The organism is Streptomyces antimicrobicus, assembly GCF_020532625.1.
GTDB classification, from domain to species: domain Bacteria; phylum Actinomycetota; class Actinomycetes; order Streptomycetales; family Streptomycetaceae; genus Streptomyces; species Streptomyces antimicrobicus.
This window is the reverse complement of sequence record NZ_JAJAUY010000002.1, coordinates 1-12,410: the sequence shown is the minus strand read 5'-3', so window position 1 is coordinate 12,410 and position 12,410 is coordinate 1. Positions and strand designations below refer to the sequence as shown.

The following is a 12,410-nucleotide window of genomic DNA, read 5'->3' as shown; positions in this document are numbered from 1 at the left end:
GTGAAAGTCGGCTAGGGTTCTTATCATGCAGACTCATTCAGCGGGGGAAGAGAAACTGCACCTTCCGGCCGGCGAGGACGCCATCGCGGCCGCCCGCGAGGAGCTGCGCACGCACCTTCCGTCCGACGCTGCGTACAGCAAGCCGCACGCCTTCGAAGCCGGGGGCGGGAACGCAGTACTGCGCCACTGATCACATCGGACCACGCCGCGGCGCGCCGCGCCGCACCTACCCGTCCGGGGGGACACCATGCCGTCGACCGTGCCCGACACCAAAATGCCGATCCCGCCGAAGGTCGTGGACCGACTGCTCGATCTGCTCGCCACCGACGACGAGTTCCGCGCGCTGTTCGTGGCCGACCGCCACGCGGCCCTGGTCCGGGCCGGCCACGAGCTGTCCGAGGAGCAGCTGCGGTCGGGTTCGTCGTTCGCCTGCCTGATGGTGGATCAGCTCGCCGACAAGGAGGCCATCGCCGAAGCCCGCGACCAGCTGCGCGGCTACCTGCTGGGCGCCGGGACGCACACCGTGGTCTTCGCCCTCGACGCCGATCCGGTGCACAGGGTGCTGCGCGCGGGCTGACCGTGCCCCCTCCCGACCGCTCGGCCCCGGAGCGCACCGCAGGCCGGGTGCGGGGGCCGTGCGGGGGGCCGCCGGCGGTGCCGCCGGCCTGCGCGGGCGCGCCACCACTCGGCGGATCCGGGAGGGCCGCCGCGGCCCACCGCCGCCCGGCCCGGGCCCCGGTCCCGCACGGCTGCGGCGGCTTGCTCCCCCGCGGCCGTGCGGGAGGCCCTGTCGCTTCGGTCGCTGCGGGTTCGGTCCCGAGGGCCCCGGTCAGGCGTTTACGGCCTGGCCGGGGGCGCCGGCCACCGTTGACACGCCCTGATCGCCCGGCGGGGACTGCGGACGCGCGCCCCGCACGGCGCGAACCCGGCTCAGGAGCGAGTGAGGGTCCGCACTACCGCGGTCCTGGCCGCCGCTGTCCTCGCCCGCGCCGGACTGTTCGACTTCCCCACTCCGGGCGGGGACGCCTTCTGCCCCCGCCTGATCCACCGCGACCTCGCCGCGGTGGAGGCCGCCGGCGCCGAGGTCAGCGTCGACGAGCACGGCCGCACCATCTGCGCCGCTGTCCCGCCCGGCCGCCGCCTGCACCCGTTCCGCGTGGACGTCTCCACCCCCTACGTGCCCTCCCTCGGCGCGACGGTCACCGCCGTGCTCCTGGCCGCCCGGATCCCGGGGGAGTCCCTCATCACCAGCGCGAGCATCGAGCCCGAGGTCACCGAAACCCTGCGATTCCTCACCGAGCGCGGCGTGCGGGCCGCCTGGGACGACAAAGGCCTCCACCTCCACTGCACCGACCGGATCGAGGGCGGCGAGTTCACGGTCGCCGGGGACCGGATCGAGGCCGCGACCATGATCATGGCCGCCGCCGCGACCGGAGGCAGCATCGACCTCGACGGCATCACCCTGCCCGAACTCCCCGAGAGCCAGCGCCAGGTCCTCGCCGACGCCGGCCTCACCCTCACCTCCCACGCCGGAGGCATCCGGGCCGCCGTCGGACCGGACGGCCTCCGCGCGGTGCTGGCCCGTACCGGCCCGCACCCCGGCCTGCCCACCGACCGACACTGCCCCGCAACTCGCCGCCCTGCTCACCCAAGCAGCCGGCACCAGCCACGTCTACGAGGCCGTCTACCCCCAGCGCGACACCCACGTCGTACCGCTGCGCGCCTTCGGCGCCGACGTCACCGCCGACGGGCAGGACATCCGCATCCACGGCCCGGCCCGGCTGCGGGCGGCCGACGTGCAGGCGGCGGACATCCGGGCGGTGACCGCCCTGCTGATTGCCGCCCTGGTGGCCGACGGCACCTCTACGATCGGCGGCATGTACCACCTGGCCCGCGGCTACGGCCGCCTGCTGCCCAACCTGGCCGCGCTGGGTGCCGACATCACCACCACCGCCGCGGAGGCATGAAGCCGATGACGCTCGTCCCGTTCACGTCCGCCGACACCGCCCGCCTCGCCGAGGCCCTCGACCAGGCCGTCGCCGACGGCGCCACCCCCGGCGGCGTCATCGCGCTGGGCACCCTCGGCGAGCCCCCGCGCTTCCTGAAGGCCGGCCGGATCGCCGACGAACTCGGCGACACCGCCCCCGGCCCGGACACCGTCTACGACATCGCGTCCCTGACGAAGGTGGTCGCCACCTGGCCGCTCGTCTGCCAGGCCTTCGACGCAGACGTCCTCTCCCGGACCGCCCCGGTCCGCGACTTCCTGCCCGCGATCGACGGACCGGCGCCCAGCGGCGAAGCCACGATCGAGCAGCTCCTCACCCACACCGCCGGGCTCAAGGCCTCCACGCGCCTGGACCACTACCGCGGCACCGAAACGCCCCTGCACGAACTCCTCTGCCGCGAGCCCCTCGAAGCCGAGCCCGGAAGCCACCGGTACATCAACCGCGGGTACATCCTCCTCGGCCTGGCCCTCGCCCACGCCCACGGCCGCCCCCTCGACGAACTCGCCCGCGCCCTGTGGGACGACCTCGGCATGACCACCACCACCTACGGACCCGTCGCGCGCGGCCCGCAGGTCGCCCCCACCGAGCAGCGGATCCCCGGCGCCCCCCGGATCTGGGGCACCCCGCACGACGACAACGCCGCCCTCCTCGGCGGCGTCGCCGGCCACGCCGGAACCTTCTCCACCGCCCGCGACCTCGCCCGCTACGCCGAGTACCTCATCGACCCCGCCACCCGCCTCCACGGCTGGATCCGCGCCTCCACCCTGCCCTTCGCCCCGATCGAGCCCGGCCTCGACCGAGGCCTGTCCTGGATCTGCGCCCCCGGCAACGTGGCCTACCACCACGGCTTCACCGGCACCAGCCTCTACCTCGCCCCCACCACCGGCCGCTACCTCACCATCTGCACCAACGCGGTCTACCACGGCGAAGCCCGCAAGAAGATCGCCCCGCTGCGCGCCCTCGCCCTCAAGACCATCACCGCCACCTGACACCCGGGAGGCCCACCATGGGACAGCACCAGCTGTCCGACCACACCACGCTGCGCCTGGGCGGCCCCGCGCCGCTCTGGCTCAGCCACACCACCGACGCCGACTGGCCCGACCTCGCCCGCACCGCCGCCGCGCACGCCGAGTCGTCGTTCACCCTCGGCGGCGGCAGCAACACCCTCGCCCCCGACCAGGGCACCACCCGGCTGGTCATCCACATGGCCACCCGCGGCATCCGAACCCGCCACCGCCTCGACGGGCGGGTCGAGGTCACCGTCGCCGCAGGGCACCCGCTCGCCGAACTCGTCGCCCACACCGTCGCCGAAGGCCTGTCCGGCATCGAGTACCTCGGCGGCATCTAGCGGGCCACGGGCACGGACCGGCACCGCGGGCGCCGCGCCGGTCCAGAACGCCGGAGCGTACGGCCAGGAAATCGGCGACCGCCTCACGGCAGTCACCGCCCACGACTGGACCACCGGCCGCACCACCCGCATCCCCGCGGCCGAGTGCGGGTTCGCCTACCGCACCAGCCGGTACAAGCAGCAGCCCGGCAGGTGGACGATCCTCTCCCTCACCCTCCACCTGACCCCCTCCACCACGGCGGCCCCCATCACCTACCAGCACCTCGCCACAGCACTCCAGGCACCACTGGACAGCAGGCCCCCACTTGCAGAAGCTGCGGCCGCAGTACTGCACGACCGCGCCGAGCGGGGCCTCCTCCTGCCCGAGGCAGGTCACGACCACCGCCAGGCCGGCTCCTGCTTCCTCAACCCCACCGTCACCGACCACCAGGCCCGCACCCTGCGCAGCCAGGGCGCCCCCCTCTACCGCACGCGCGCGCAGGCCTGGCGGGCCAGCGCGGCCTGGCTGCTGGAGGCCTGCGGCTACCGGCCCGCCACCGAGGTCACCCGCGGCGTCCGCTGCTCGACGCGCCGCACCCTGGCCCTCACCGCCCAGGCCGAAGCCACCGCGTCAGGATTCCGGGCCGCCCTGGAGACGATGGCCGCGAGCGTGTACGAGGCCTCGGGAATCGCCCTGCACCCAGAGCCGGTGGCCGTCTGACCGGTTGGTCCGGGCTCGGCGTCCGGCTCCTCCGACACAACCGGCATCTCGACCTTGGCTTGTCTGGTTGGCCGACAAACTGAGCGAGCGGCGTTCTATCGTGATCAAAGGTGTGAAGACACGGCGCGGAGGGGGGAACGGCTGACGATTCCGTGGGTGCGACGCCCTGTGGGCGGTGGCGAGCGGCTTCAGGTGTGGATGCCCTTTGAAGGCGGATCGAACAGGCGGTGGATCAACAGCGAGCTGGGCTCCCACATGCGCCCCAGGTGGAAGGACGAGGTCCGCCCCGCGAGATGGGAGATCGCGCGTCCACATCTGCGTTCCGGCTCGTGCTCCGCGTCGGTACGGAGCAGCACCCGGCCGCCTGAGCGGTCTCACCCGGGGTCGGGATAGCCGCCGTCCATCGGCCCCCGGGCCACGTCCGCGTACACACGCGCACCCGCTTCAGCCGACAAGGCCCGCTCGACAGGAACAGGTCCGCGATCCGCTGCGCTGCTTCGACCGTAGCCTTCTCGCTGCCGCGGATCTCGATCGTGATCAGGCCTTCGTCGTCCATGACCGGCGAACCCCCGCTCGGGTCGCCCGGTTCGCCCTGGGTCAGCTCCACTCCATCGAGTGCCCTAGCAGAAATCCCGTGGGCTGCCCAGTCGCGGCTGCACCGCTGTCTGCCTGCCAACCCGCCGGGCCAGCGGAACCTCTTCGGCGCCTACCACCATGTCCTCAGTGACAGGGTCCACGACCTGACAGTGCTGCTCCCCGAAGTGTGGCTCCACTGGGATCCCCGCACGGTCCGCGAACGCGGCCCCCAGGCCCTCCTCCGCTCCCGCATGGATTTCCTGCTCCTGCTTCCGCACGGACAGCGCATCGTTCTGGAGGTCGACGGGTCCCAGCACTTCACCCGCGACGAAGGTCGGCGCCCCGACACCGCGAAGTACGCCGAGATGGTGGCCGCCGACCGCGATCTCAAGCTCAGGGGGTACGAGGTTCTCCGGTTCGGCCATGACGAACTCGAAGAAGCCCGCGACGCCCAAGCCCTCATGGAACAGTTCCTGCCGGCACTGTTCCAGCGCTTCGAGATCAGCGCTGGATCAGCCTGACGAGATCACTCCGCAGCGACGTCACGGACCATTGGGTGCCGTCGCCAGCAGTGCCGGGAGTCAGCCTGGGGCCCTGGCCTGCTGAGATCTGAAGCTGGGCTTCAGCGGCGAACTCCGCCTTGGTGAAACTGACCTCTCCGGTCTGCCCGAGAGAGACCCTCCGTACAGCCCGAAGGGTCACAGGGTCTTCGATGGTGCGGCCGAGCAGGCGGGGTTCCGGTCGGTCCAGGCCTCGGTGACGCGGCGCAGTCCGTCCAGGCGCAGGCCCTGGGTGTCGGTGGTGCGCGCGGCGTCCTGCCCGCACGACGTCGAGAGCGCGGTCAGGTTGCCGGCCGGGTCGTAGGTGTAGTGGGCGTCCTCGATGCGCTGGCGGCGCGGTCTTCCGGCCGAGCTCTTCGTAGTCGGTGTGCAGCGTGGTGGTGCGCTTGGTCTCGTCGCCGAACCGCTTGGCGATGACGGCCGTGACGCGCCCGGCGCCGTCGTACTCGGTGTCCGTGTGGACCCGACTCGCGCCCGGCAGCTCCAGCACCGCGTTCAGGGCGGAGGCCAGCCACAGGCCCGAGAAACGGGCCATCAGGGTGGCGGCCACCACGTCGCGGCCCCCGAAGGCGAACCAGCTGACCAGCAGTTGCAGGACGAACGCGGACAGCATCGCCCGCGCCCACCGCATCTCCCGACGCCGCCTGTACGAGATCCTCGGCCGGGCCGGGATCAGACTCGAACAGTGGGCCATCTCCGAATGTCTCGAAGCGGCCTGCCTCCTCCTCGCCTCCCCGCAGCACGCGGCCCTCCCGGTGTCGGCCGTGGCGGCACGCTCCGGGTTCACCAGCCCCAGCCACTTCACCCGCCGGTTCCGAGCGGCGTACGGCCTCACGCCACGAGAAGGGCGCCGCCACCGCTGCCGGCCCCCGCCCCGCACCGGCGGAGCAACCGAACGACCCCCCACCAGCCGCCAGAGCCGACCCCCGCCGGCCTTGCACGCCGCGGCGGCTGAGGAGGACGAACTCCCCGTACAGAGCGCACCGAACCGCGCCCGTTCGCCGTTCGACTTGGGACACAATGACAGCCGTTCGCATCACCGTGCAGAGGGGGAGCAGTGCGACAGGGGGACCGGCTCGTCGGGAGGTACCGGCTGAACACGGTGATCGGCCGGGGCGGGATGGGCGAAGTGTGGGAGGCCGAGGACCTGTCACTGCGCCGCCCCGTGGCCGTGAAGCTCCTCCTCGACTCCTCGGCGGGCGACGAGGCCGTCGGCAGGTTCCGCCGTGAGGCGATCATCACCGCCCGCCTGCGTCATCCGGGGGTCACGGTCGTGCACGACGTCGGCCACGACGGCGGTCGGTTCTTCCTCGTCATGGAACTCCTGGAGGGATCCGACCTCGGCACCGTCCTGCGCGACCACCCGGAGGGGCTGCCCCTCGGTGACGTCCTCGGCATCGCCGCGCAGGCGGCCGACGTGCTGGCCGCCGCCGAAGGGCAGGGCATCGTCCACCGCGACATCAAACCGAGCAACCTCTTCCTGCTCCCCGACGGCCGGGTCAAGGTCTGCGACTTCGGCATAGCGCGCTTCGCCGAGGCCACGGCCGGCCTGACTGTCACCGGACGACCGTTCGGCACTCCCGCGTACATGGCCCCCGAGCAGTGGCGCGGCGACCACGTCGACGGGCGCTGCGATCTGTACGCGCTGGGGTGCGTCCTGTATGCCCTGCTGCTGGGACGTCCACCGTTCTCGGGCGGGTACCACGAGCTGCTGCGCCGCCACGTCGAGGAGGTGCCGGAGCCGTTGCGGTCCCAGCGTCCGGACGTGCCCCCGGATCTGGAGCTCCTCGTCGAGGCCTTGTTGGAGAAGCAGCCCGCACGGCGTCCGGGCACGGCCCGTGAGGTGGCGGCCGAGGTGGTCCGGCTCCGCGACGCGCACGCGCGGGGCGCACTGCGGCCCGGGTCCACGTCCACGCGCTCCGACCGTCCCCACCCTCCCACGGTCGACCGGGTCCTGATGGAGGAGCTGCTGTGGGGCGCCACCCGCGCCGGCGACGCCGTGACACAGTCCCGTGCCGTGTCCCTGGCCGCCCGGATCGACCCCGCCCTCGCCCTCACACTGGCCGAGGAGTCCGAGACCCGGGCCCTCGCCCTGCTCGCCTCCGACACCGCGGAAGGAGTTCTCTCCTGCCTGCACCTGACCCGGGAGTGGACCGAGTTGGCACCCCTGCGTGTCGCGAGCCTCCTGGCACACGCGCTGCGGACGCTGGACTCGGCCGGCACCGAACTCCCGGTCGGGGACCAGCTGCGGGCTGGGCTCGCCGGGGCCATGGCCTCCGTGGAATCCGCGCGCGCCGAAGAGATCGCCCGTGGACTCCCGGCCATCTGGGCCGATGTCGCCTGGATGCGCCTCGCCGAGGCCGCCGCCCACAGCGTTCCGGAACGCGCACTCGCCTGGGCCGACGAGATCGGCGTGCCCGGAACCCGCGACCTGGCGCTGAGCCGGGTTGCCACGACCATGGCCCCGGCCCACATGAACGCGGTCCTGCGCGCGCTCGGGCAGATCGGCACCCCGCACACGCGGATCGACGCCCTGTGCGGCGTCGCCAAGGCCCTGGCGGCGGCCGGCGATCCCAGGGGCGGGCGCCACTTCCTCGCCACCGCCCGGGAGGAGTTCGAACGGTACGAGGCAGCCGGCCTCGCACAGCGACCCATCGACCATCGCACCGTCCAAGTCCGCATCGCCATCGCGGACATCGATTTCAGCGACGCCATGGACATGATCTCCGGCGGGGAACAGAACTCCACCCGCGAGTTGGCCCGTCAGCTGCAGGATGCGGAACAGGCGATCGCGACCGCCCCCGGCGCGACGGCCGACGGGACGACCGAACCGCTGGACGCCCCGACCGCGCGCGCCCGGGCATCGACGATCGCTGCCACACCGGACCCCCGCGAACGTGCGCACAGGCTGCTCGACCTGGCCGCCGACTGCCTGGGACGACCCCTGCCGGAACCGGTGGGCAGGACACTCCTGAACCGCCCGAGCCGACTGATCGCCACCCCCTGACCACACGTCAGCGTACGCCCCACCGGCCCTGTCCGGGTGTGAATGGGTGGGTGGGTGGCATTGGTTGGGCGTCAGCCGGGTCCGCGTGGTCGTCGCTGTTCTCATCGGGGATTGATGCTGATCTTGGCTGCCACTGCGTGACCAGGTTGCTGCCGCGGGGTGCTTAGCGGCAGGGCGGGTGGCTGTCATGGGTTGGCTCATTCCAGTGTTTGTTGCCGTGGTGGCCGGGTGTGCTGGTGGGTATGGGTGAGGAGGGTCGGTTGGGGCGGGGTGTGGTGGTGCGTCGGTTGGATGACGGGTTGTGGGCTGGCCTGGCGGAGGTGGTGGGAACGTCGCGGCGTTGCACCGGCGGATGACGGCCGATGGTTCGTCTTCGGCTGTGGGGGTGCCGTCGTTGGGGACGTTGCAGCGTGCGGTGCTCCGGGATCTGCGTGCGGGGCGGGTGCTGGAGGTGGCGAGGCCGTCCAGGAACCGGGCCAAGGCCAGCCGCTATGACCGGGTCTTGGCCGAGCTGAAGTTGCAGCGGGCGGGTGAGGGCTTGCCGGTGGTCGACGCGGAACCGGTGCCCGCGCCGGGGCCTGGGACGGTCGGCGAGGAGGACGCGGGCCGTGGCGGGGTGGGGTGCGGTTGTTCGTGCCGGGCGCCCGGGTGGTGTCGACGGCCGGCGTTGCTGCGGTGGTGGAAGCGGTGGGGCACACGGCTGCCGCGCGGGGGATTGGGTGTGTGTTCGGGGAGCCCGGGGGTGGGGAAGACGGTGGCGGTGCAGCAGGCGCTGCACCTGTTGCCTGATCGGGTTCCGGTCTGGCGGGCGGTGGTCGGGGTGAAGCCGGGGCTGCCGCAGATGCGGGCTTCGTTGCTGGAGGCGCTAGGACTGGCGGCGGGTTCTCTCTCGCACCGCGCGCAGCCGGCCGACCGCGCTCTGAGGGAGGCGCTGCGCCGGGCATGGGGTGCTGTTCCTCCACGGCGCGCAACGCTTGTCCCCGCTGCTGCCAGGCTACCTGCGGCTGCTGTGGGACGAGCCGGGGACCGCTGCCGCGCTGTTGCTGTGCGGGGCGGGTGCGGAGCGGGTGGTCGCGCGGGCGCCGGCGTTGAGGTCGCGGGTGCTGACCTGGTACCAGGTCCCCGGGCTGGATCAGGAGCGGCTCTCGGAGACGCTGGCGATGTTCCACGACGTGTGGGAGGGCGTCGATCCGGCGAAGGTGGGATGGGCGGATGCGACGGTGGCGCGGGGCACCTTCCGAACCTGGGCGAAGATCACCTCCCGCGTCTACGCCCTGTCCAAGCGAGGCAGGGACGTACGCGTGGACCGTGCGGTGATCGAGCAGGCCTGCGCCCGGCTTGGCCCCTGTCCGTAACGGCTGGCGGCACAGGATCGAAAAGGGAGACCGACAGTGGGCGGTAGGGAGCGGTTCCGTGATCAGTTCATCCGAGGCGGGAGCGTCGGCACCGTTGGACGTGCCAGAGCCGGTGCCTGAGATCCGGGGTCCGGGGCTCGCCGCGTTGCGCGGTCCTGCGGTTCAGCGGCTGCTGCCGCTGCGGGCCCAGAGGCGGCTTTCACGGGGGCATGTGCGGTTGGCAGGGGAGTGCCTGGGGGTGTCGGAGCGGACGGTGTGGCGGTGGCTCGCGCAGGCCGAAGCCGAGCCCTGTACGGCGGCCCGCCTGGGGGCGAGACCGGTGGACCGGTTCGAGGTGACGTCGCAGGTGCGGGTGCTGCTTGCGTACTGGCGGGGAAACGCCTCGGCGGTCCACCGGCAGCTGGTGGCCCGTGCGAAGACGGCTGCCGGTGAGCCGGTCACCGCGGTGCCGGGCGGGGCGCCGACGGAGTCGGTGCCGCTGCTGGATCCGGTGCCGTCGTTGTCGACGTTCCTGCTTGGGGTGTGCCGTGATCTGACCGCGGGTGAACGCGCGGGTCTGGCCTGGGGGCCGGAGGCGGCCCGGGTTCACGATGTGTTCGGGCGCAGGCCGAGGCTGTGGCGGAACCAGACCTGGGAGTCCGACCACGTCCAGGCGCCGCTTGTGGTAGACGCGGACGGGGTGCTGGTGCGCCGTGGGTGACGTGGTTCATCGACGTCGCGACGAAGACCATCACCGGCACGGCGGTCACTCCAGGCCATCCCTCGAGGGCCTCGATCCTGGCAGCTCTGCGCGCCGCGGTGCTGCGCACCGGCCCGTACGGGCCCGCGGGCGGCATTCCTGAGCACGTGCGGGTCGACCGCGGCCGGGACTTCCTGTCGAAGGCGGTCCTGGGCGCGTTCGGCGCCGTCCTGAACTCCGAAACCGAGGACCTCCCTGCCTACAGCCGCATCTGAAGGGCACGGTGGAGAACCTCGATCGGTGTGTGGACCGCATGCCCTTCGCCGTCCTGCCCGGCTACACCCTCACCCCCAAGCCCCGGCGCTCCAGGAAGAAGCCCGCCCCTGAGGAGCCGGTACCGCTGGCTTTCGCCGAGTTCACCGCTTGAGGTGCTGGAGTGGCCGCGGTGGTGGAACACCGAGCACCGTCCCGCAGACCTGGCCGGCCGGACTCCCTTGGAGGCCTGGCAGGCCGACCCCACGTCAGCTCCCGGACATTCCCGAGGCCGCCTTGTGGGGGCTGATGCTGGAGGACGACGGCCGGATGCGGAAGCTGAGCAGCCACGGCGTGCGTTGGCGCGGCCGGGCCTACCTCGGTGCGTGGATGGCAGGCCGGAGTTGGCCTTGCCGGACCTCGTCCCGCCCGCCCCGCCGCCCGGTGACTGGAACACCCCGGCCTCCCTGCGCCACGCGTCCGAGAGGAGAAGAGATGACGAGCCAGCTGCCGCCGCGGGAGACCGATCACTACACCCAGCTCGCGGACGCGGCGGTCGTCACGACCCTCGCCGCCAACGTCTGCCTGCGCGAGCTGGAGCGGACCCGTGGCGAGGAGGTCTGCCGCGTCGCCTTTCGCGCCCGCCCCACAGCTCGAGCGGTGCGCCACGAGCTCTTCGCTGGGCTCGGTCTGCCGGAGAACCTCCGCGTTGTCCGTCCGAGTTCGATCGGCTGCTTCTGCACTCGCTGGCGGCCCACCCGCGTCCGCTGGTCGTGGATGAAGCTCAGTGGCTCAATCGAGAGACGTTCGAATACTTCCGGTTCGTCTGGAATTACCCATACTCGCAGATCGCGATCATGTTCGCCGGCGGCGAGGGAGTGCACACGGTGTTGCGGAAGGAGCCGATGCTCTCCTCCCGCATCTTCATCTGGCAGCACGTCACCAAGCTCACCCTGGAGGAAGTTCAGCAAGCCATCCCGCTCCCATCCCGTCTGGGCACGGACCGATCCCGTAGATGTCGCCTTCGCCGACCGCCACGCGGCGCATGGCAACTTCCGTAACTGGGCCCGGCTAACAGCCCCCCACTGTGACCGCGCTCGAACGGACAGGCCGCGACTGCCCTGACCAGGAGGTGCTCCGCTGGGCCTTCAGCAAGCTGGGCAGCTGACACCCCTCAGTGCGCAGTCCCACTGATCCGCGACAGCAGCTGGCAGGGGCGTGGGATGCCCATGCGCAGCGGATCCCAGAGTTCATCGAGCCAGGCTTTTGAAGCACTACCCGTTTCGGGAGTTGGTCAGATGTCGATGCCGTTTGGGTAGCCGCCTGGATTGCTGCCCCAGGTGCCGTCTGGGGGTCCGCCGCTTGCGCCGAGGACCCAGAAGCCGATGACCGCGATGATTGCGGGGGTGGCAGCGAGGGCTTTAAGCCATTTACCGAAGGCGTCTTGGATGTCCTGGGCGGCCGGGATGAGTGCAATTGCTGCGGCGATCGTCCAGGTGACCAGGCACAGCCCCCCGCTGATGAGTGCCCATCGCTTGACCCGACTCACGGTGCCCCCGCTCTCCTGATGTCAGTGGCGCACCTCATCATGCCGGTGAGGGAAGCTCCGTGAGGACTGTCTTTGCTTGAGGACAGGCCTGGGTAAGCCTGCGCTGTGGATCGAGGACCCTTTCCATCCTCAGCTCAGCTTGGCCCCGCTGCCGGCGGCCCGCGAAGCGGGCTGGGCCTGGAGGCGGAGCCGGAAGGACCTGGGCGGGGGAGCGGAGCGGACCCACCCAACGGGCCGTAGGCGCGGACCCCGTGAAACGGGGTCACCCAGGCCTGCGGAGAGGCCGTTCGGGTGGAGCGCAGCGGAACCCGAACCTGTCCGGAGCGAAGCGAAGGACTCCGGCCGAAGGCCGGCCCTGGCTCGGCGAAGCCGAGCCCC

Annotated in this window: 15 protein-coding genes and 1 pseudogene; 14 read left to right on the top strand and 2 right to left on the bottom strand. The window is 72.0% G+C overall.

The features are described from left to right. Nucleotides 1-25: 25 nt before the first annotated feature. From LG632_RS00750 to LG632_RS00720, 8 genes and pseudogenes are all read left to right on the top strand, one after another. A complete protein-coding gene (locus tag LG632_RS00750) occupies nucleotides 26-190 on the top strand; it encodes a hypothetical protein (RefSeq protein ID WP_226724329.1) in 165 nt (54 codons plus the stop codon). A gap of 69 nt (nucleotides 191-259) precedes the next feature. Next, nucleotides 260-577, top strand: a complete 318-nt coding sequence (locus LG632_RS00745; RefSeq protein ID WP_226724328.1) for an NHLP-related RiPP peptide — start codon at nucleotides 260-262, stop codon at nucleotides 575-577. Between the two features lie 363 nt (nucleotides 578-940). Continuing rightward, a pseudogene (locus LG632_RS30675) lies at nucleotides 941-1,555 on the top strand (carboxyvinyltransferase); the annotation flags it as partial. An 85-nt stretch (nucleotides 1,556-1,640) separates the two neighbouring features. After that, nucleotides 1,641-1,967 carry a carboxyvinyltransferase gene (locus LG632_RS30075; RefSeq protein ID WP_264201258.1) on the top strand — a complete coding sequence of 109 codons (327 nt, stop codon included), beginning with the start codon at nucleotides 1,641-1,643 and terminating at the stop codon, nucleotides 1,965-1,967. Next, a complete protein-coding gene (locus LG632_RS00735; protein WP_226724327.1) occupies nucleotides 1,964-2,995 on the top strand; it encodes a serine hydrolase domain-containing protein in 1,032 nt (343 codons plus the stop codon). Before LG632_RS30075 ends, LG632_RS00735 begins: the two co-directional genes overlap by 4 nt. Nucleotides 2,996-3,012: 17 nt before the next feature. Further along, on the top strand, nucleotides 3,013-3,354 hold the full coding sequence (locus tag LG632_RS00730) for an FAD-binding protein (protein ID WP_226724326.1): 342 nt from the start codon (nucleotides 3,013-3,015) through the stop codon (nucleotides 3,352-3,354). A gap of 70 nt (nucleotides 3,355-3,424) precedes the next feature. Continuing rightward, nucleotides 3,425-4,054 (top strand): hypothetical protein, encoded by a 630-nt coding sequence (locus LG632_RS30670; RefSeq protein WP_374203371.1) that lies wholly within the window; start codon nucleotides 3,425-3,427, stop codon nucleotides 4,052-4,054. 827 nt (nucleotides 4,055-4,881) lie between these two features. Beyond that, a complete protein-coding gene (locus LG632_RS00720; RefSeq protein ID WP_226724325.1) occupies nucleotides 4,882-5,151 on the top strand; it encodes a DUF559 domain-containing protein in 270 nt (89 codons plus the stop codon). Here LG632_RS00720 and LG632_RS00715 read toward each other — a convergent pair. Further along, nucleotides 5,132-5,803, bottom strand: coding sequence for a hypothetical protein (locus LG632_RS00715; protein WP_226724324.1), 672 nt, complete (start codon nucleotides 5,801-5,803; stop codon nucleotides 5,132-5,134). The genes LG632_RS00720 and LG632_RS00715 overlap by 20 nt on opposite strands. On the opposite strand from LG632_RS00715, the gene LG632_RS00710 reads away from it, so the two are divergent. The 6 genes from LG632_RS00710 (at nucleotide 5,730) to LG632_RS30070 (ending at nucleotide 10,658) form a co-directional block, all read left to right on the top strand. Next, nucleotides 5,730-6,287 (top strand): helix-turn-helix domain-containing protein, encoded by a 558-nt coding sequence (locus tag LG632_RS00710; RefSeq protein WP_226724323.1) that lies wholly within the window; start codon nucleotides 5,730-5,732, stop codon nucleotides 6,285-6,287. The two genes, LG632_RS00715 and LG632_RS00710, sit on opposite strands and share 74 nt — an antisense overlap. After that, complete coding sequence (locus tag LG632_RS00705) at nucleotides 6,248-8,197, top strand: serine/threonine-protein kinase (RefSeq protein ID WP_226724322.1); 1,950 nt, start codon at nucleotides 6,248-6,250, stop codon at nucleotides 8,195-8,197. The genes LG632_RS00710 and LG632_RS00705 overlap by 40 nt, the downstream gene beginning before the upstream one ends. 974 nt (nucleotides 8,198-9,171) lie before the next feature. Further along, nucleotides 9,172-9,552 carry a hypothetical protein gene (locus LG632_RS00700; protein WP_226724321.1) on the top strand — a complete coding sequence of 127 codons (381 nt, stop codon included), beginning with the start codon at nucleotides 9,172-9,174 and terminating at the stop codon, nucleotides 9,550-9,552. Nucleotides 9,553-9,871: 319 nt separating this feature from the next. Next, the gene (locus LG632_RS00695; RefSeq protein WP_226724320.1) at nucleotides 9,872-10,252 is read left to right on the top strand and encodes a hypothetical protein; all 381 of its coding nucleotides are present in this window, start codon (nucleotides 9,872-9,874) and stop codon (nucleotides 10,250-10,252) included. After that, a complete protein-coding gene (locus LG632_RS00690) occupies nucleotides 10,249-10,506 on the top strand; it encodes a transposase family protein (protein ID WP_226724319.1) in 258 nt (85 codons plus the stop codon). The genes LG632_RS00695 and LG632_RS00690 overlap by 4 nt, the downstream gene beginning before the upstream one ends. A gap of 29 nt (nucleotides 10,507-10,535) precedes the next feature. Continuing rightward, entirely contained in the window at nucleotides 10,536-10,658 is a 123-nt protein-coding gene (locus tag LG632_RS30070) for a hypothetical protein (RefSeq protein ID WP_264201253.1), read from the top strand. 1,119 nt (nucleotides 10,659-11,777) lie between these two features. Here LG632_RS30070 and LG632_RS00685 read toward each other — a convergent pair. Next, nucleotides 11,778-12,032, bottom strand: a complete 255-nt coding sequence (locus LG632_RS00685) for a hypothetical protein (protein WP_226724318.1) — start codon at nucleotides 12,030-12,032, stop codon at nucleotides 11,778-11,780. Nucleotides 12,033-12,410: the final 378 nt, after the last annotated feature.